Genomic DNA, 19,181 nt, shown 5'->3' with positions numbered 1-19,181 from the left:
TGCCTATATCGACGATGCCTTCGTCGCGGCCATCGGCGGCGAGACCTTCGCCACCGTCAATCCGGCCACCGGTGAGCCGCTCGCCGAGGTGGCCAGCTGCGATGCCGCCGATGCCGAGGCGGCGGTGGCCGTGGCCCGTCGCGCCTTCGAGGGCGGCGAATGGTCGCGGCGCGCGCCGGGCGAACGCAAGGCCGTGCTGCTGCGCCTGGCCGAACTGATGGAGGCGCACCGCCACGAACTGGCGCTGCTCGACAGCCTGGACATGGGCAAGCCGGTATCGAGCGCCATGGGCGACATGGCCGGCGCCATCGGCTGCATTCGCCACCATGCCGAGTCCATCGACAAGCTCTACGGCGAGGTCGCGCCCACCGGCGAGGACAGCCTGGGCCTGGTGCTGCGCGAGCCGCTCGGCGTGGTGGCCTCCATCGTGCCCTGGAACTTTCCGCTGATGATGACCGCCTGGAAGATCGGCCCGGCGCTGGCCGCCGGCAACAGCGTCATCCTCAAGCCCTCGGAGAAGTCGCCGCTCTCGGCGCTGCGCCTGGCCCAGCTGACCCGCGAGGCGGGCCTGCCGCGTGGCGTCTTCCAGGTGCTGCCGGGCTTCGGTCATACCGTGGGCAAGGCGCTGGCGCTATCCATGGAGGTCGACTGCCTGGCCTTCACCGGTTCCACCGGGGTCGGCAAGCAACTGATGCAGTATGCTGGCCAGTCGAACCTCAAGCGCGTCTACCTGGAATGCGGCGGCAAGAGCCCGAACCTGATCTTCGCCGACTGCAAGAACCTGGACCGGGTCGCCGAGCACGCCGCCGCGGCGATCTTCCACAACCAGGGTGAGGTGTGCATCGCCGGCTCGCGGCTGCTGGTCGAGAATACGATTCGCGAGACCTTCGTCGACAAGGTGCTGGCCGCCGCCGAGCGCATGCAGCCCGGCGACCCGCTGGACCCGGCCAGCTTCATGGGGGCGATCGTCGACGAGGCGCAGCACGCCCGCATCCTGGAATACATCCGCCAGGGCGTGGAAGAGGGCGCGACCCTGCGCACCGGCGGCCAGGCGCTGGAGGGCGAGGGACAGAATGGCCAGGGCCTGTTCATCGGCCCGACGGTGTTCGACGGTGTCACCGACGGCATGACCATCGGTCGTGAGGAGATCTTCGGCCCGGTGCTGGCGGTGTTCGGCTTCGACACCGAGGAGGAAGCCGTGCGCCTGGCCAACGACAGCGACTACGGCCTGGCGGCGGGGCTGTGGAGCCAGGACATCGACCGCATCATGCGCGTGAGCCGCCGGTTGCGCTCGGGGCAGGTGTTCGTCAACAACTGGGCGGACATGGACCAGACGGTGCCCTTCGGTGGCGTCAAGCAGTCGGGCAATGGCCGCGACAAGTCGCACCACTCGCTGGAGGAGTACTCCGACCTCAAGACCGTGTGGATGACGCTGACGCCCGCGCCCTGAAGCACGGCGAGGCCACGGGTACCGAGGGGTCCGTTGCCCCGAATGACCGGCTGCGGTGAAGCGCGGCCGGTCTTTTCATGCCGGGGGTGACGTCAGGAAGTCGATTCCTTGGCGGCACGGCGCTTGGCGACCGATTCGCCGGCCACGCCGAAGTCCTGGGTGGTAACGTCGGAGAGCAGGATGCGCACGCTCTCCGGCGTGCAGTCGACGGCATCGACGCAGGCGGCGGTGACTTTCTCGATCAGCGCTTCCTTTTGCTCGGCGCTGCGGCCTTCGATCAGCTGGATATTGACGATCGGCATGCTGTCTCCTCGAGTATGTGGAAAATGTTTCCAGATACTCCCATCGCTGCTGAAGACTGTCAAAGCGACGGGGCGAGCCGTCAGGCCGGCGAACCGGCCTGTGGAACTGCGAGAGAGCTCAGAAACTGCGGGCGGGCGTGGCGCAGCTGACCAGGCGGCAGGGCGCCTTGCCGATGTTGCGAAAGCGGTGGGGGACATTGGTGTCGAAGTAGTAGGCCTCGCCGGCACCGAGTGTCCGGGTCTCGGCGCCGATGGTGATCTCGATCTCGCCCTCCAGCACGATGCCGGCTTCCTCGCCCTGGTGGGCGATCATTTCGCGACCGGTGTCGGCGCCGGGCGGGTAGGTCTCGATCATGAAGCCGAGGGCGCGACTGGCGCGATTGGCGCCCACCAGCTTGTAGACGACATCGCCGCTGCCCACGTCGGCCAGCTCGTCTGCCGAATAGAACACCTGGTCACGACTCTCCAGGTCCATGGTGAAGAAGTCGCCGACGCTTATGGGGATGGCATCGAGAATCTTCTTCAGTGAACTCACCGAGGGGCTGACCTTGCCCTGCTCGATCAGCGACAGGCTGGAGTGAGTCACCCCGCAGCGCTTGGCCAGTTCGCGCTGGGATATGCCTCTGAAGTTGCGAAGGGCGCGCAGTCGCGCGCCGACGTCGTCTGCCATGGTGTCTTCCTCGATCATTGCCTCAACACAGGGCATCGAGCTTTGCCTTCAGCATGGCGTTGACCTGCTGCGGGTTGGCGGTGCCGCGGGAGGCTTTCATCACCTGCCCCACGAAATAACCGATCATCTTGCCGCGCTTGTCCGGCTCGGCATCGCGGTACTGGGCGACCTGTGCCGGGCTGTCGGCGATGACCTGGTCGATCATGGCCTCGATGGCGCCGGTATCGGTGACCTGCTTCAGGCCCTTGGCCTCGATGATGGCATCGGCGGAATCGCCCTCGCCGTGCCAGAGCGCCTGGAACACCTGCTTGGCGGCCTTGCCGTTGATGGTGTCATCCAGCACCCGGACGATCAGTTCACCGAGCCGGTCGGCCGATACCGGACTGTCGGTGATCGCCAGCCCCTCGCGATTCAGGGCGCCGGAGAGCTCACCCTGCACCCAGTTGGCGGCTTGCTTGGCGTCGCCGCAGACCTCCTTGACCCGTTCGAAATACTCGGCCATGGCGCGGCTTGCCGAGAGCACGCCGGCATCGTAGGCCGACAGCCCGAGCTCGTTCTCGAAGCGAGCGCGCTTGTCGGCCGGCAGTTCTGGCAGGGTATCGCGCAGATGGTCGACATAGGCCTGGTCGAGCACCACCGGTAGCAGGTCGGGGCAGGGGAAGTAGCGATAGTCGTTGGCTTCCTCCTTGGTGCGCATGCTGCGGGTCTCGTCGGCCTCGGGGTCGTAGAGGCGAGTTTCCTGCACCACCTCGCCGCCGTCCTCGATCAGCTCGATTTGGCGCTCGATCTCGAACTCGATGGCACGCTCGACGAAGCGGAAGGAGTTGACGTTCTTGATCTCGGCGCGGGTGCCGAAAGCTTCCTGGCCCTTGGGGCGCACCGAGACATTGACGTCGCAGCGCATCGAACCCTCGGCCATGTTGCCGTCCGAAATGCCCAGGTAGGTCACGATCGAATGGATGGCCTTGAGGTAGGCGGCGGCCTCCTTGGCCGAGCGCATGTCCGGCTCGGAGACGATCTCCAGCAGCGGTGTGCCGGCACGGTTGAGGTCGATGCCGGTCATGCCGTGGAAGTCCTCGTGGAGCGACTTGCCGGCGTCTTCCTCGAGGTGGGCATGATGGACCTGGATGCGCTTGGTGGTGCCGTCATCCAGGGCGATCTCCACTTCGCCGGGGCCGACGATGGGCTGATACATCTGGCTGGTCTGGTAGCCCTTGGGCAGGTCCGGATAGAAGTAGTTCTTGCGATCGAAGGCCGAGATCTCGGGGATCTCGGCGTGGATGCCGAGGCCGAACTGCACGGCCATGGCCACGGCCTGCTCGTTGAGCACCGGCAAGACGCCGGGCAGGCCCAGGTCCACGGCGCAGGCTTGACTGTTGGGCTCGGCGCCGAAGGCAGTGGAGGCGCCGGAGAAGATCTTCGAACGGGTGGCGAGCTGGACGTGGACCTCCAGGCCGATCACGGTTTCCCATTGCATCAGGCGGACTCCTCGGCGAAGGCGGGGCGGCGCAGGTGCCAGTCGGTGGCTTGCTGGAACTGATGGGCGACGTTGAGCAGTTGTGCCTCGGCGAAGTGGGTGCCGAGAACCTGCAGGCCGACGGGGCGGTTGCCGGCGAAGCCGGCGGGCACGCTGATACCGGGGATGCCGGCCAGGTTCACGGCGATGGTGTAGATGTCCTGCAGGTACATCGACACGGGGTCCTTGTTGGCGCCCAGGTCGAAGGCGGGCGTCGGCGAGGCCGGCCCCATCAGCACGTCGACCTCGTCGAAGGCGTCGAGGAAGTCCTGGCGAATCAGTCGCCTGACCTGCTGGGCCTTCTTGTAGTAGGCATCGAAGAAGCCTTCGGAGAGGGTGTGGGTGCCGATCAGGATGCGTCGCTTGACCTCATCGCCGAAGCCTTCGGCACGGCTGCGCTTGTAGAGGTCGATCAGGTCGGCGGGGTCCTCGCAGCGGTGGCCGAAGCGCACGCCGTCATAGCGCGACAGGTTGGAGGAGGCCTCTGCCGGCGCGATGACGTAGTAGGCCGGGATGGCATAGTGGGTGTGCGGCAGGCTGACATCCATCACCGTCGCACCCAGTGACTCGTAGACCTTGATGGCGTCGCGCACGGCGCTTTCCACCGCCGGATCGAGGCCGTCGCCGAAATATTCCCTGGGCAGGCCGATCTTGAGACCGGAGAGCGGCGCGTCGAGCTGGGCGGGATAGTCCGGCACGCCGCGTGCCGCGCAGGTGGAGTCGCGGCCGTCATGACCGGCGATGGCCTTGAGGAGCTGGGCGCAGTCGGCGGCCGAGCGAGCCATGGGGCCGGCCTGGTCGAGACTGGAGGCGTAGGCGATCATGCCGTAGCGCGATACCCGCCCGTAGGTGGGCTTGAGGCCGGTGATGCCGCAGAAGGCAGCGGGCTGGCGGATCGAGCCACCGGTGTCGGTGCCCATGGCGGCCGGCACCAGGCCCGCGGCCACGGCGGCGGCGCTGCCTCCCGAGGAGCCGCCGGGTACGGCGTTGAGGTCCCAGGGGTTTTTCACCGGGCCGTAGAAGCTGTTCTCGTTGGACGAGCCCATGGCGAACTCGTCCATGTTGGTCTTGCCGAGGCTCACGGTGCCGGCGTCGGCGAGCCTTTCCACGACGCCGGCGTCGTAGGGCGCGGCGAAGTTGTCGAGCATGCGCGAGCCGCAACTGGTCTTGACGCCCCGGGTGCAGAAGATGTCCTTCAGTGCCAGGGGCAGGCCGGTCAGCGGGCCGGCCTTGCCGGCGGCACGAGCGGCATCGGCTTGCTCGGCGGTGGCCAGGGCCTGCTCGGCGGTCACGGTGATGAAACTGTTGAGACGACCGTCCAGACGGTCGATGCGCCCGAGCAGGTCCTGGGTCAGCTCGCGGCTGGAGAACTCGCCGGCACGCAAGCCGGCGGCGAGTTCGGTCAAGGTCTTATCGTGCATGGGCCCTGGGCTCCGTGATGACATGGCGTTTACGGCGGTTCGGGGTCATTCGACGACCCGTGGCACCAGGTAGAGGCCGTTTTCCACCGCCGGCGCGCAACGCTGGAAGTCGTCGCGCTGGTCGGTTTCGGTCACTTCGTCGGCGCGCAGGCGCTGGGTGGCGTCAAGCGGGTGGGCCATGGGCGCGACGCCTTCGGTATCCAGTGCCTGCAGCTGGTCGACCATTTCCAGGATGCGACCGAGATCGTCGAGGTAATGGGCGGCTTCGCCCTCATCCAGGCCGAGGCGGGCCAGGTGGGCGGCCCTGAGAACGTCTGCATGTTCGATCGCCATGATCGGGTGTCCTCGCGGGGTGGAGAAAAGAGTGCAAAGTTATCACATCCATCCCTTTGCTGGCAGGGGCGTGACATGGCGTTGGTGCGCTGAGCGCTTGCCGCTACCGGGGCGCAGTGATACCGTTTGCTCCCGCACAGGGCTTCCGGACTGCACTAGGTAACGAGTTCATGTTCAAACGTTTGAGGGGGTTGTTTTCCAGCGATCTGTCGATCGACCTGGGAACGGCCAATACACTGATTTATGTCCGTGGCCGAGGGATCGTGCTCGATGAGCCTTCGGTCGTGGCGATTCGCCAGTCCGGCAGCATGCGCAGCGTTGCTGCGGTTGGCGCTGACGCCAAACGAATGCTGGGACGCACGCCTGGCAACATCACCGCCATTCGCCCGATGAAGGACGGCGTCATTGCCGACTTCACCGTCACCGAGCAGATGTTGCAGTATTTCATCCGCAAGGTGCATCAAAGCACCTTCCTGACGCCGAGCCCCAGGGTGCTGGTCTGTGTGCCCTGCATGTCGACCCAGGTGGAGCGCCGTGCGATCAAGGAATCCGCCGAAGGGGCCGGTGCCCGCGAGGTGTTCCTGATCGAGGAACCGATGGCCGCGGCCATCGGCGCCGGTCTGCCGGTCGAGGAAGCTCAGGGCTCGATGGTCGTCGATGTCGGCGGCGGAACCAGCGAGATCGCCATCATCTCGCTCAATGGCGTGGTCTACTCGGAATCCATCCGCATGGGCGGGGACCGCTTCGACGAGGCCATCACCGCCTACGTGCGCCGACACTACGGCAGCCTGATCGGCGAATCCACCGCCGAGCGCATCAAGGAAGAGATCGGCTGCGCCTACCCCGGCGGCGAGTTGCGCGAGATCGACGTGCGTGGCCGCAACCTGGCCGAGGGTATTCCGCGAAGCTTCACGCTCAATTCCCACGAGATCCTCGATGCCCTGCAGGAAACCCTGGGTGCCATCGTCGCCGCGGTGAAGAGTGCCCTGGAGCAGTCGCCGCCCGAGCTGGCGTCGGACATTGCCGAACGCGGTCTGGTGCTGACCGGTGGCGGTGCCTTGCTGCGTGACCTTGACAAGCTGATCGCCGAGGAAACCGGCCTGCCAGTGGTGGTGGCCGAGGATCCGCTGACGTGTGTGGCGCGTGGTGGCGGCAAGGCACTGGAAATGATCGATCAGCGCACCTTCGAGCTGCTTTCCAGCGACTGACCGGGGGAGGTTCCCTATCAAGCCGCTGTTCTCGCACGGGTCGGTGCCGGGGTATCGCATGCTGGTGTGTGCGATCCTCGCCGTTGCCCTGATGTTCGTCGATCTGCGCTTCTCGCGCATGGATACCGTGCGAGCCCAGCTTTCCACGCTGGTCGCGCCGGTGCAGTGGGTGGTGAGCCTGCCCAGCGATGTCCTCAACTGGGGGGCGCTCGTGCTGTCCGAGCAGCGTGCCCTGGTGGACGAGAATCGCCGTCTGCGCGAGCAGATCCTGACCCTGTCGCATCGTGTCCAGCGCATGGCCAGCCTGACCGCCGAGAACGTGCGTCTACGCGAACTGCTGTCGGCGACCCAGGAACGCGACATTCCCTTCATTACCGCCGAACTGCTCTCTCTGGATCCGGACCCCTTCACGCATCGCATGGTCATCGACCGTGGGCGTCGCGATGGGGTCTTCGTCGGCCAGCCCGTCATGGATGCGTCGGGGCTGGTGGGCCAGGTCACGTCGGTATCGGCCTATTCGAGTCGGGTCCTGCTGGTGGCCGATGCCAGTCATGCCCTGCCCATCCAGGTCAATCGCAACGGGCTGCGTTTCGTGCTTCAGGGGGCTGGTCGCTACCAGAGCCTCAACGTGCTTCATGTGCCCGATACCGCCGACATTCGTGAAGGGGATCTCCTGGTGACCTCGGGGCTGGCGGGACGTTTCCCTCCGGGCTATCCGGTGGCCAGGGTGACGGAGGTGGTGCATGATCCCGGCGAACCCTTCGCCAGGGTCGAGGCGGACCCGGTGGCGAAGCTGCAGCGCTCCCGTCATTTCCTGCTGCTGTTTCCCCCCGAGCCGCGTTCCCCGGATGGCCGCGGCGGCTGGGTGGCCGATCTCGACCCGATAGCCGTCGAGGCGGCGCGTCGCCTCGTCGATGACGGGGATGAGAACGCCGAGGAGGAAGAGTAAATGGCTCGCACGACATCCGTCAGCCTGCCCTGGATCTGGTTGACGATGCTGCTGGCGCTCTGTCTGCAGGTGATGCCCCTGGCCGATGGCTGGCAGATCTGGCGCCCCGATTGGCTGGGCTTGATGCTGATCTACTGGTGCATGAAAGCGCCGGAGCGCGTCGGTGTTTTCCATGGCTTTGTGCTGGGCATTCTGCTCGATCTCATCGAGGGGGTGCCGCTTGGCCAGAACGCCTTGCTGTTGTCGCTGCTGGCATTTCTCAGTGCGCTGGTCTATCCCCGCTTTCGCGCCTATTCGCTGTTGCAGCAGGCGGTGCTGATTCTGGTCCTGCTGGGAACGGTGCAACTGGTGGAGCAATGGTTGCGCACCTTGTTGGGGCCGTTTTCCATCCACCTTTCCTTTCTGCTGCCTTCGGTGATAAGCGCGGTATTGTGGCCCTGGCTGACAACGCTGTTCCGGGCCTTGCGTCGTCGTGTCGCGAAAGGGTAATCGGAGGCGCCATGTCCAGTTCCCGCCCGCCATGTATTCGTCTGGCATCGGCCTCGCCACGCCGTCGCGACCTGCTGGCCGCGATCGATGTCAGCGTCGAGGTGCGGCCGGTGGCGCTCGACGAGACGCCGCTTCCGGGAGAGGTGCCCGAGGAATACGTGACAAGGCTTGCCCGTGAGAAGGCCGCAGCGGGGTACGAGCCGGGCGGGATGCCGACCCTGGGGGCGGACACGGCAGTGGTGCGGGATGGCGAGATTCTCGGCAAGCCGGTGGATGCCGGGCATGCGGCCGACATGCTGCGTAGACTGGCGGGACGTTCCCATGAGGTGATGACGGCGGTGGCGGTGCATGGGCCGGCGGGTCTGTTGGTGAGGTGCGTGACCAGCCGGGTGACCCTGCGTGCTATCGACGAGGCGGAAATCGCTGCCTACTGGCGCACGGGTGAGCCCGACGACAAGGCCGGCGGTTATGCCATCCAGGGGCGCGGTGCGGTGTTCGTGACGCATCTCGAGGGGAGTCATTCGGCGGTGGTGGGGTTGCCACTGTGCGAGACCGCCGATCTGTTGTCCCGGCAGGGCGTGCCGCTCTGGAATCACCCTGTGTCATAATGCCCCGAGATTTCTCCAGGACTTTTCTCCAGGACAAGGATTCCGCATGAGCGGTGAAGTACTCATCAACCTGACGCCGATGGAGACTCGCGTCGCCGTAGTGGAAAACGGTGTGCTGCAGGAAGCCTTCATCGAGCGCGCCCGGCGTCGAGGCATCGTCGGGAACATCTACAAGGGGCGGGTGGTGCGGGTGCTGCCCGGCATGCAGGCAGCCTTCGTCGATATCGGTCTCGATCGTGCCGCCTTCATTCATGCCCACGAAGTGATGCCGCCGGGTACGCCGGCCGACGAGCAGGTCTCGATCTCCCAGCTGCTCCAGGAAGGACAGTCGCTGGTGGTGCAGGTGACCAAGGACCCGATCGGCACCAAGGGCGCACGCCTCACCACGCATCTTTCCGTGCCTTCCCGTTATCTGGTCTACATGCCGGATTCTCCGCACAACGGCGTTTCCCAGCGCATCGAGGACGATGGCGAGCGCGAGCGTCTGCGTGCTCAGGTCGAGGCAGCCCTGTCGGAGCAGACCCTCGACGTCAGCGGAGGTTTCATCGTGCGGACCGCCGCCGAGGGGGCGACCAACGAGGAGCTCGCCGGCGACATGCATTTTCTGCTGCGGTTATGGCGCAAGGTCAGCGAGCGGCGTGTCACGGCATCCGCGCCGAGTGTCATCTACGATGACTTGCCGCTGTTCATGCGGACCCTGCGCGACGTGATGCGCGATGATATCGAGAAGGTACGCATCGATTCCCGGGAGAATCATGTCAAGCTGCTCGAATTCGCCGAGGAGTTCATGCCCGATGCCGTCGAGCGCATCGAGCACTATGCCGGCGAGCGGCCGATCTTCGATCTGTTCAGCGTCGAGGACGAGATCCAGAAGGCGCTGGCGCGCAAGGTGCAGCTCAAGTCGGGGGGATATCTGGTCATCGATCCTACCGAGGCGATGACCACCATCGATGTCAATACGGGCGGTTATGTTGGCCATCGCAACCTCGAGGAGACCATCTTCAAGACCAATCTCGAGGCGGCCACCGCCATTGCCCGCCAACTGAGGCTGCGCAATCTGGGCGGTATCATCATCATCGACTTCATCGACATGGAAGACCCGGAGCACCAGCGGCAAGTGCTGCGAGTGCTGGAAAAAGCCCTGGAGCGGGATCACGCCAAGACCAAGTGCACCGGTGTCACCGAGCTCGGCCTGGTGCAACTGACCCGCAAGCGGACTCGGGAGAGCCTGGAGCAGACGCTGTGCGAGCCCTGTCCTGCCTGCGAGGGCAGAGGCACTCTCAAGACGCCGGAATCGGTATGCTACGAGATCTTCCGCGAGATCCTGCGCGAGGAGCGCGCCTACAGTGCCGAGACCTATACCGTGCTGGCCGCGCAGTCGGTGGTGGATCGGCTGCTTGACGAAGAGTCGGCGGCGGTGGCGGATCTCGAGGAGTTCATCGGCAAGACCATTCGCTTTCAGGTGGAATCCCATTATTCGCAGGAGCAGTACGATATCGTACTGATGTAAGCCATGTCGCCGAGCCGTCTGGTCATCCGCTGGTCGTTGACGCTGCTGGCCCTGGCCCTGACGCTGGCGGCGATCCTGTTGATCGTCCTGCGTCTGCTGTTGGGTCAGGTCGACCGCCTGGCACCCCATCTGGAATCGATGCTGGCTTCGCGCTTTTCCGCCGAGGTGTCGCTGAACGAAGCGCGGGGCGGCGTGGACGGCCTCGACCCCTGGTTCGAGATCGCGGACCTGGATTTCCGTTCCAGGAAAGGTCTGGGCGATGTGCCCCTGCTGGAGATCGAGCAGGCAACGCTGCGGCTCGATACGGCGGCCAGCCTGCGGCGAGGCATGCCGGTGCTCGAGAGATCGCGGCTCGCGGGCGTCACCCTGCATCTTTATCAGGACGAGGATCTGAGCTGGCAATGGCCGGCCCCGGCCGATGTGCCGCCGGAGCTGGTGCCTGCCGGGGAGTTCGACCTGTCGCGCCTGGATTTCTGGATCGGTGTTCTGCTACGTCAGCGTGCCTGGGCCGACGACATGCGTGTGGTCTTGCATGGCCGCAAGCGTGTGGCCGTACTGCATGCGCCGCGTCTGCTGATGACCGGCGACGAGCAGCGGGCCCATCTGGAAGGCGAAGTGCGCCTGCAGGGACGCCCGGGTACGGCCTTTCAGGCAGTCATGGAGTTGACGCACGAGGCAGAGAGCGGCGCAGGATTCGATGCCCTCCTGCAGGCGGACATGCAGCTCGAGAGCCTGATTGGCTTGTCGGCCCTGCTCGGCTTCGATGACAAGCTGCGCCTCGACGATGCGAGCGGTGAGGCGCGCCTTTGGGGGCGTTGGCAGGATGGACGACTGGCCGATGTGCGCCTCGACGTATCATCACCGCGCCTGGCCTTGAATCGGGACCTGCCTGCCGGGGAAGAGCAGCCGGGTATCGTGCTCGATGACATGAGCCTGCGAGGGCAATGGCTACGCGACGCCGAGGGCGAAGGGTGGGAGGCCTGGTTTGCGGGCGATGCGCGTAGCGTCGATTCGCCCTATGAGCACTCTGACGGGCCTCCATTGCCCCGCTTCTGGCATGCGCGCGGCGAGGGGGGAGACTGGCGCATTACCGGAAGCGGTTTCGAGCTCGGTGCGCTATCCGCCTGGCGTGATCGACTGCCCCTGCCCGAAGGACTGGCTCGCACCGTGCAGGCGCTGTCGCCCCGAGGCCAGGTCAATGCCCTGGGCCTGGGGCGGCGCGATGGCCAATGGCAGGCTCGCGTCAGTGCCACGGACGTATCGGTGTCGCCCTGGGAGGATGCGCCGGGGGGCGGGCCGCTGGATATCTGGCTGGAAGCCGACGGTACTGAGGGCAAGGTGCGTTTCGTGGACAGTGGCGGGGCCGAGCTTGCCTTCCCCGAAGTCTTTGCCGCCCCGATGTCGCTCGACAGTGCCAGCGGCGAGGTGGTGTGGTCCTACGCGGGGGCGCGGAGTTTCGTCAGTGGGCGTGACCTGGCGGTCGAGTGGAATGGTGCCAGTGTCGAGGGGGCTTTCGGTCTGGCCACCGGCGGGGATGAGCCTGGCGGTTTCGGCTTGCAGTTGGATTTTCGCAACGTCGATGCGCTGAACCGACCCCTGACCGACTGGCTGCCCATGCCGGTACTGCGCGAAGAAGTCGATGCCGATCTCGCCGACTGGCTGGCCAGTGGCCTGGCGGGAAGGGTGCCGCAAGGCGCGCTGAGCCTGCATGTGCCGATTGCCGAGACGACAGAAGCCGAGACGAGTGACGAAGCGACACTGCAGCTCGAGCTCGACATTGCGCAAGGGCATCTGCCCTTCGACCCGGAATGGCCGGCGCTCGAGGCGGTGAGCGGGCATCTGAGCGTGAACGGCGACTCGCTCGAGGCCGAGATCGAGCATGCCGAAAGCCTGGGCGTCCTGACGGAGGGGGCGCGCGTGGAAATGGCGGACGAGGTGCTGCGGATTCGAGGGCCGCTTTCCGCCAAGGCGGCGAGCTTGTCACGCTATCTCGCCGCCATCCCCGCAGACGGCATGGAGGCCATCGGCGACTGGCGCGGCGAGGGCGAGGTCACCGGGGAGCTGGACATGACGCTGCCGCTGTCCAACCCCGAGGCTCTGGCGCTCGACATCGATGGACAGGCCACGATGTCGACCTTGACCCATGCGCCGACCTCGCTGACCTTCGAGTCGCTTTCCGGGCCTCTGGCCTGGCGGCAACGTGGCGAGGAAGGCGGACTGAGCGGCCGGTTGACGGGACGGCTGCTGGGCGGAGCTTTCGAGGCTGATGTCGATACTGCCGGCGAGGGGGTCGTCATGTCGGGAACCGCCACCGCTGATGCGCTCATTGGCCTCGGTGCGCCGCCGGGCACGGCGTCGCTGATACGTGGCGAGACACCCTGGCAGGGTCGGTTGAGCCTCGATGGATCAAGCCCCACCCTGACGCTGAACAGTGAGTTGCGCGGTCTGGGAATTGCCTTGCCCGACCCGCTCGGCAAGGCGCCATCCGAGCCTCGCCCCTTGCATCTCGAGATATCGATGGCCGACCGGATGCGATTGTCGGGGCGGCTGGGCGACGACATTGGCTTGCGTTGGCGAGGAGGCCCGGCCGGCCGAGGGCAGGTCTGGCTCGGTCGTGATGCGCCGCCCGATTGGCCAGCCGAGCCCGGCTGGTCGGTGCAGGCCTACCTGCCTCGCTTGTCGCCGGCGGCCTGGGGGGAGGCCTTGTCGCCACTGGTCGGCAGTGGTGCCGGTGGCGGTGGTGATGCCGCCGCCAACGTGTCGCGGGTGACCCTGGACACCGACTGCCTCAGCGTCGGCGAGCGTTGCCTGGGCTCGCTGATCGCCGATGGCAGCCCATCGGGTGACGGTTGGCGACTGGCCCTGGATGGCAGCCTGCTGTCGGGGCGTCTCGCGTATCGGCCGCACCGACATGCTCCCCTGGATATCGCCCTGGATCGCCTGCGCCTGGACGACCTGTTGCCAGACGGCACCGCCGAGCCTGCCTCGCAGGATGCCGGACAGCTGTTCCAGGAGCTCGATGTGCCGCCGACGCCGGTACCGATGCTCGATGGTATCGGAAAGGTTCCGTCAGGGCGACTCAGTATCGAGTCGGTACACTGGCGGTCGCAGCGCTTCGGTCCTTTCAGCGCTGGCTGGCGGACCACCTCCGACCAGTTGATCCTGGACCCCGTGGAACTGAGTCTCGGCGAGGTCGATGCCCGGGGCAATCTGACCTGGGAAGCCTCCGGTTCCGGTGCCAGCCTGACTCGCTCACGTCTTTCGCTGGAAGGTGGCGACATCGGCACGGCACTGCACGCCCTGGACCAGCCGGTAGCGGTGAACAGTGCCGAAACCCGGGTCGCTAGCCAGCTCGCCTGGCCCGGGGCACCCTGGCAGTTCGCTCTGGCGCGCTCCCGGGGCAACCTGGGTATCGAATTGCGCGACGGACGCTTTGCCAACCTGGAATCTCCCTCGGCTCGGCTGGTCGGCCTGTTGAACGTGGACAATCTGTTGCGCCGCTTGAGGCTGGATTTTTCGGATGTCACCGGTCGTGGCACCGCCTTCGACAGTGTCAGCGGCGACGCAACCCTGTATGGTGGGGTATTGGAAACACGTGGCCCGGTGACGATCGATGGCGCCGCCACTCAATTCACGCTGGAGGGCAGTGTCGACCTGGCGCGTCGGGAACTCGACCAACGGCTTGGCGTCACAGTGCCCGTGAGCAACAACTTGCCCCTGGCGGCGGTCATCGCCGGCGCCCCGGTGGTGGGTGGCGCGCTATTCGTCGCCGACAAGATCTTCGGCGATGTCATCGACCGCGTGACCCGAATTCACTATCGCGTGCGGGGCCCATGGACCTCGCCGCGCATCTCTCTGGAAAGTGCCGAATGACATCACAGACGTCTTCCATGCTCGATCAGGCAGGCGAGATACTGCTCGCGCCCGGTGGTCTCGACCTTGATGCCCTGGAGGTCGGGCTCGGTCATGCCCTGGGGCCCGGCATCGACTATGCCGACCTCTATTTCCAGCGTAGCTGGCACGAGGGCTGGTCACTCGAGGATGGCGAGGTCAAGGACGCCAGCTACAGCATCGATGGTGGCGTCGGCGTACGCGCCATGGCCGGCGAGAAGACCGGTTTTGCTTATTCCAACCAGATCACCGCCGATGCCCTGGCCGAGACTGGTCGTACTGCGTCCGGCATCGTCAGAAGCGGCAAGCGCCTGACGGCAGCCACCTGCATCCAGGTGGGCGCCGAGGCGCGTTATGCCGGGATCGATCCGCTAACCGGTCTGTCTGCCGAGGACAAGGTCGCCATGCTCAAGCTGGCCGATCGCGTGGCCCGTGCGGCGGACCCGGCCGTGGAACAGGTCAGTGCCTCGCTGACCGGTGTGCACGAAGTGGTGCTGGTGCGGGCCAGCGATGGGACTCAGGCGGTGGATATCCGCCCCCTGGTTCGCTTCAACGTCAGCGTCATCGTGGTTCGCAATGGACGTCGCGAACGTGGCAGTGCCGGTGGCGGCGGGCGTTATCCCATGTCCCGGCTGCGCGATGACAATGTTGCCGAACGGTTCGCCAAGGAGGCCGTGCGACAGGCGCTGGTCAACCTGGAAGCGGTCGACGCGCCGGCCGGGCAGATGCCGGTGGTGCTGGGGGCCGGCTGGCCGGGCATCCTGCTTCACGAGGCGGTGGGACATGGTCTCGAAGGCGATTTCAACCGCAAGGGCAGCTCTGCCTTCGCCGGACGCATGGGCGAGCGCGTGGCCTCGCCGGGCGTGACAGTGGTCGATGATGCGACCCTGGCCGATCGTCGCGGTTCCATGAGTGTCGACGACGAAGGCACGCCGGGGCAGTGCACGACCCTGATCGAGGACGGCATCCTTACCGGCTACATGCAGGACAAGCTCAACGCTCGCCTGATGGGCATGGCACCTACCGGCAATGCGCGTCGGGAATCCTTCGCCCACCTGCCGATGCCGCGCATGACCAATACCTACATGCAGGCAGGGCAGGATGATCCCGCCGATATCATCGGCAGTGTCGATCGCGGCATCTATGCCGTGAGTTTCGGCGGCGGCCAGGTGGACATCACCTCTGGCAAGTTCGTGTTCTCGGCCAGCGAAGCCTATCTGATCGAGGGCGGTCGCATCACCGCACCGGTGAAGGGCGCGACCCTGATCGGCAATGGTCCCGAGGCGATGGGCCGGGTATCAATGATCGGCCATGACCTGGAGCTGGATACCGGTATCGGCGTCTGCGGCAAGGAAGGTCAGGGCGTGCCGGTCGGGGTGGGCCAGCCCACGCTCAAGCTGGACGAGTTGACGGTGGGAGGAACGCAGTCCTAGTGGACAGGGCAGAGCGCGGCAGTCGTGTTCTGCCCTGTTCCAGGCGCGGCCGTTAGAGCCCGGCGGTGTCGCGAATCAGTTTGAACAGCCGGCGGGCGTTGGTGGGGGGCTTGCCCTGGTCACGTTCGCGGCGGGCGTTGCGGATCAACTGACGCAGTGCCTGCCGGTCGGTATCAGGAAAGGCATCGACGAAGGCTTCGACGGCGTCGTCGCCTTCATCGATCAAGCGGTCCCGCCATTTCTCGAGCCGGTGGAAGGCATGGTCACGTTGCAGCTGTTCGCGGTCGAGTTCGTCGAATACGGCGCGAATGCCGTCGAGGTCCTCGCGGCGCATCAGCTTGCCGACGTATTGCATGTGGCGCCGGCGGGCTTCTCGGGCGCGAATGCGACCGGTCTCCTCGATGGCGGCCAGGAGTTCGTCGGAGAGGGGAAAGCGGGCCCGCTCGGCCTCGTTCATGGCGATGAGTCGCTCGCCGAGTGCCTGGAGCGCATGCATCTCGCGCTTGAGCTGGGACTTGCTGGGCCGCTCATCGGCCGGAAGGGAATCATCCTGAGTCATGCCGTATCCTGAGGTTATGAGGCTTGAAAGGTAAGCATCGGGGCGTGGCGCATGGACCCAGTATACCAGCCCGCCGTCACGGGCTGGACAACCGCGATATTGTGAAGTGCCGGCCCCGGGCCGGCCGAGTGAGGAGACAGATCGATGACACAGGCTTTCGATGCCGCCGATCAGCAGGCACTGCTGGAAACTCGTGCCGAAGCGGCCCTGGCGCTGGCGCGCCGGTTGGGGGCCGATGCCTGCGAGGTGGGAGCCAGCGTCGATCAGGGCATCGGCGTCAGCGTGCGCGAAGGGGATGTGGAAACCGTTGAGTTGTCGCGGGATCAGGGCATTGCGGTGACCGTCTACGTCGGCCAGCGCAAGGGAAGTGCCTCGTCCTCCGATGCCAGCGAGGCGTCGGTGCGCGACGTGGTCGAGAAGGCGCTGGCCATCGCACGCTATACGGGCGAGGATCCCGCCGCCGGTCTGGCGGATGCCGAGCTGATGGCCACTCGCTTTCCGGACCTCGATGTACATCATCCCTGGCCGCTCTCCACCGAGGAAGCCATCGAACTGGCTCTGACCTGCGAGAGCGCCGGGCGTGGTGTCGAGGGGATTCGCAGCTCCGAGGGCGCCAGCTTGTCCAGCGGCGAGGGCGTTCATGTCTATGCCAACAGTCACGGTTTCCTGGGTGGGCAGCGCGGTAGCCGACATTCGTTGTCATGCCTGCTGATCGCCGAGGATGCCTCGGGCATGCAGCGGGACTATGACTACACCACGTCGCGTGACCCGCGCGCCCTGCGGGATCCTGCCGCGGTGGGCGAGAGCGCGGCACGACGCACGCTGCAGCGCCTGGGCGCCGTGCGGCCGGCTACCGGTCGCATGCCGGTGCTGTTCGATCCGTCGCTCGCCTCCGGGCTGGTCGGGCACCTGATGGGGGCCATCGCCGGTGGTGCGTTGTATCGCCAGTCGTCCTTCCTGTGCGAACGACTGAATACCATGCTGTTCCCCGACTGGTTTTCCCTGGGCGAACGTCCCATGGAAGTGGGGGCCATGGCCAGCAGCCCCTTCGACGCCGATGGCGTCCAGACTCGGGACAATGTCTTCATCGACCAGGGGCGCCTGGCCAGCTACCTGCTCTCCGCCTACAGCGCGCGACGCTTGGGCATGTCGACCACCGGCAACGCCGGTGGCGCCCGCAACCTGCGCATCACGGCACCGCTCGAATCGCAGGAATCGCTCCTGGCGCGCATGGATCGCGGTGTGCTGGTGACCGAGCTGATGGGCCAGGGCGTCAACGGCGTGACCGGCGACTACTCGCGTGGCGCCGCCGGCTTCTGGGTGGAGAATGGCAGGATCCAGCATCCGGTCGAAGAGTTCACCATTGCCGGCAATCTCGAGACGATGTTCCAGGGGCTGGTGGGAATCGGTGACGATATCGACACCCGGGGCAGCATACATACCGGTAGCTGGCTGATCGACGAGATGACGGTCGCGGGCGCGTAGCGCCCGGGACGCGGCTGCGCCGCTCGAAAAGCCGGGCTTCGCCCGGAGCTGGAAGAACGCCCGCTTCGCGAGCTTAAGCTGGAAGCTTGAAGAAAAATCTTGATCCCGTGCGTCGGTGTTCATGCTGCCTTCCAGCTTCCAGCTGTCAGGCCTCCTCGTCGAACCGGGCCTCGAACAGCTCCTCGAGGGCATCGAGGACTGCCTCGTCGTCCTCGCCCTCGGCTTCCAGGAGGAGTTCGGTGCCGCAGGGGGCGGCGAGCATCAGCAGCGACATGATGTTGTCGGCGTTGGCTGTCCGACCGCCATGGGAAACGGTAACGCTGGCATCATAGGGTTGGCAGCACTGGACCAGGCGGGTGGCGGCGCGGGCGTGCAGACCGCGCTTGTTGGTCAAGGTGAGCTTGCGACTCGGCACGGACTCAGGATTCCTTTTCGTGGTCGTGATCGTCTTGTTCCTGGGTGGGTGGCGTTTCCGAGGGGAGGCGGCTGAGGTGTATGCCCAATTCGCGGTGGCGCAGGCGAACGCTGGGATGCTGGGCGGCGAGGTCGTGAGCCAGGCGCTCGGCCAGGTAGACCGAACGATGCTGCCCCCCGGTGCAGCCGATGGCCACGGTCAGGTAGCTGCGCTGGCTGGCCAGGTAGCGGGGCAGCCAGCGTTCCACCCAGGCGAGGATGTCCCGGCGCATCTCGTCGACCATCGGATAGGTCTCGAGAAAGGTGATGACGCTGTCGTCGCGTCCGGTGGCATCACGCAGTGAAGGGTCCCAGTAGGGATTCGGCAGGCAGCGTGCGTCGAAGACAATATCGGCGTCGAGAGGGACGCCGCGCTTGAAGCCGAAGGACTCGATGGTCAAGGCGAGGGCTTCCTGCCCGCGCTCGGCCACCTGGTCGGCGATGCGTCCACGCAGCTCATGCACCGAGAGCCGCGAGGTGTCGATCACCAGATCGGCGAGATCACGGATCTCTGCCAGGGATGCTTCCTCCTGATCGATGGCTTCAGCAAGCGTCATCCGGTTGTTGCGGGTCAATGGATGGCGGCGCCGAGTGGCCGAATAGCGCTCGAGCAGGATGCGGGCATCGGTAGTGAGGTAGACCACCTGGCACTGGACCTTCCGGTGACGCAAGTCATGGAGCAGCGTCGGGAAGCGCTGCAGGGCATGCGGCAGGTTGCGGGCGTCGATGCTGACGGCGATGGAACGTGCCTGGCCGTCGCGCAATTCGTCCACCAGCGAGCCGAGCAGCGTGGCCGGAAGGTTGTCGATGGCATAGAAACCGAGATCTTCCAATGCCTGCAGGGCGATCGACTTGCCCGAGCCTGAACGGCCGCTGATGATCACGATCTGCATGGCAGGGTCTC

The 19,181-nt window shown here is 65.9% G+C and carries 17 protein-coding genes; 9 read left to right on the top strand and 8 right to left on the bottom strand.

The window, feature by feature from the left end; genetic code table 11:
• Positions 1-1,450 (top strand): aldehyde dehydrogenase (locus tag A9O65_RS07690; protein WP_064701787.1); only part of this gene is annotated, 1,450 nt, incomplete at its 5' end.
• 92 nt (positions 1,451-1,542) lie between these two features.
• Here the strand turns inward: A9O65_RS07690 and A9O65_RS17480 are convergent.
• From A9O65_RS17480 to gatC, 5 genes are read right to left on the bottom strand one after another with little or no spacing between them, the layout of a single operon-like run.
• Positions 1,543-1,950 carry a tautomerase family protein gene (locus A9O65_RS17480; protein ID WP_258027405.1) on the bottom strand — a complete coding sequence of 136 codons (408 nt, stop codon included), beginning with the start codon at positions 1,948-1,950 and terminating at the stop codon, positions 1,543-1,545.
• Positions 1,871-2,422, bottom strand: coding sequence for a cupin domain-containing protein (locus A9O65_RS07680; RefSeq protein WP_064701796.1), 552 nt, complete (start codon positions 2,420-2,422; stop codon positions 1,871-1,873). The genes A9O65_RS17480 and A9O65_RS07680 overlap by 80 nt, the downstream gene beginning before the upstream one ends.
• A gap of 22 nt (positions 2,423-2,444) precedes the next feature.
• On the bottom strand, positions 2,445-3,899 hold the full coding sequence (gene gatB / locus A9O65_RS07675) for an Asp-tRNA(Asn)/Glu-tRNA(Gln) amidotransferase subunit GatB (protein WP_064701786.1): 1,455 nt from the start codon (positions 3,897-3,899) through the stop codon (positions 2,445-2,447).
• A complete protein-coding gene (gene gatA / locus A9O65_RS07670) occupies positions 3,899-5,359 on the bottom strand; it encodes an Asp-tRNA(Asn)/Glu-tRNA(Gln) amidotransferase subunit GatA (protein ID WP_064698866.1) in 1,461 nt (486 codons plus the stop codon). Before gatA ends, gatB begins: the two co-directional genes overlap by 1 nt.
• A 45-nt stretch (positions 5,360-5,404) precedes the next feature.
• Entirely contained in the window at positions 5,405-5,692 is a 288-nt protein-coding gene (gene gatC, locus A9O65_RS07665; protein WP_064698865.1) for an Asp-tRNA(Asn)/Glu-tRNA(Gln) amidotransferase subunit GatC, read from the bottom strand.
• Between the two features lie 170 nt (positions 5,693-5,862).
• Here gatC and A9O65_RS07660 point away from each other — a divergent pair, with 170 nt between their 5' ends.
• Genes A9O65_RS07660 through tldD form a run of 7 tightly spaced genes read left to right on the top strand, consistent with a single transcriptional unit; the run spans position 5,863 to position 15,780 of the window.
• Positions 5,863-6,900 carry a rod shape-determining protein gene (locus A9O65_RS07660; RefSeq protein WP_064698864.1) on the top strand — a complete coding sequence of 346 codons (1,038 nt, stop codon included), beginning with the start codon at positions 5,863-5,865 and terminating at the stop codon, positions 6,898-6,900.
• Between the two features lie 58 nt (positions 6,901-6,958).
• The gene (mreC, locus tag A9O65_RS07655) at positions 6,959-7,849 is read left to right on the top strand and encodes a rod shape-determining protein MreC (RefSeq protein ID WP_064701785.1); all 891 of its coding nucleotides are present in this window, start codon (positions 6,959-6,961) and stop codon (positions 7,847-7,849) included.
• The gene (gene mreD / locus A9O65_RS07650) at positions 7,850-8,338 is read left to right on the top strand and encodes a rod shape-determining protein MreD (RefSeq protein WP_064698862.1); all 489 of its coding nucleotides are present in this window, start codon (positions 7,850-7,852) and stop codon (positions 8,336-8,338) included. It abuts the gene before it with no gap.
• Positions 8,339-8,349: 11 nt separating this feature from the next.
• Positions 8,350-8,946 carry a Maf family protein gene (locus A9O65_RS07645; RefSeq protein ID WP_064701784.1) on the top strand — a complete coding sequence of 199 codons (597 nt, stop codon included), beginning with the start codon at positions 8,350-8,352 and terminating at the stop codon, positions 8,944-8,946.
• A 46-nt stretch (positions 8,947-8,992) separates the two neighbouring features.
• Positions 8,993-10,456, top strand: coding sequence for a ribonuclease G (rng, locus tag A9O65_RS07640; protein WP_064698860.1), 1,464 nt, complete (start codon positions 8,993-8,995; stop codon positions 10,454-10,456).
• Positions 10,457-10,459: 3 nt separating this feature from the next.
• On the top strand, positions 10,460-14,329 hold the full coding sequence (locus tag A9O65_RS07635; RefSeq protein WP_064701783.1) for a YhdP family phospholipid transporter: 3,870 nt from the start codon (positions 10,460-10,462) through the stop codon (positions 14,327-14,329).
• Positions 14,326-15,780 carry a metalloprotease TldD gene (tldD, locus tag A9O65_RS07630; protein WP_064701782.1) on the top strand — a complete coding sequence of 485 codons (1,455 nt, stop codon included), beginning with the start codon at positions 14,326-14,328 and terminating at the stop codon, positions 15,778-15,780. Before A9O65_RS07635 ends, tldD begins: the two co-directional genes overlap by 4 nt.
• Before the next feature lie 52 nt (positions 15,781-15,832).
• On the opposite strand, the gene yjgA is transcribed toward tldD, so the two are convergent.
• Positions 15,833-16,339 carry a ribosome biogenesis factor YjgA gene (yjgA, locus tag A9O65_RS07625; protein ID WP_064698857.1) on the bottom strand — a complete coding sequence of 169 codons (507 nt, stop codon included), beginning with the start codon at positions 16,337-16,339 and terminating at the stop codon, positions 15,833-15,835.
• Positions 16,340-16,483: 144 nt separating this feature from the next.
• Here yjgA and pmbA point away from each other — a divergent pair, with 144 nt between their 5' ends.
• Positions 16,484-17,824 carry a metalloprotease PmbA gene (gene pmbA / locus A9O65_RS07620; protein WP_064698856.1) on the top strand — a complete coding sequence of 447 codons (1,341 nt, stop codon included), beginning with the start codon at positions 16,484-16,486 and terminating at the stop codon, positions 17,822-17,824.
• Positions 17,825-17,969: 145 nt separating this feature from the next.
• On the opposite strand, the gene A9O65_RS07615 is transcribed toward pmbA, so the two are convergent.
• Entirely contained in the window at positions 17,970-18,239 is a 270-nt protein-coding gene (locus A9O65_RS07615; protein WP_064698855.1) for an HPr family phosphocarrier protein, read from the bottom strand.
• 4 nt (positions 18,240-18,243) lie between these two features.
• Positions 18,244-19,170 (bottom strand): RNase adapter RapZ, encoded by a 927-nt coding sequence (gene rapZ / locus A9O65_RS07610; protein WP_064698854.1) that lies wholly within the window; start codon positions 19,168-19,170, stop codon positions 18,244-18,246.
• Between the last annotated feature and the right edge of the window lie 11 nt (positions 19,171-19,181).

Origin of the sequence: Halomonas caseinilytica, from assembly GCF_001662305.1 — a bacterium.
Lineage (GTDB): Bacteria > Pseudomonadota > Gammaproteobacteria > Pseudomonadales > Halomonadaceae > Halomonas > Halomonas caseinilytica.
Note: the sequence above shows the minus strand (reverse complement) of the source record. Positions and strands in the feature narration are given on the sequence as shown.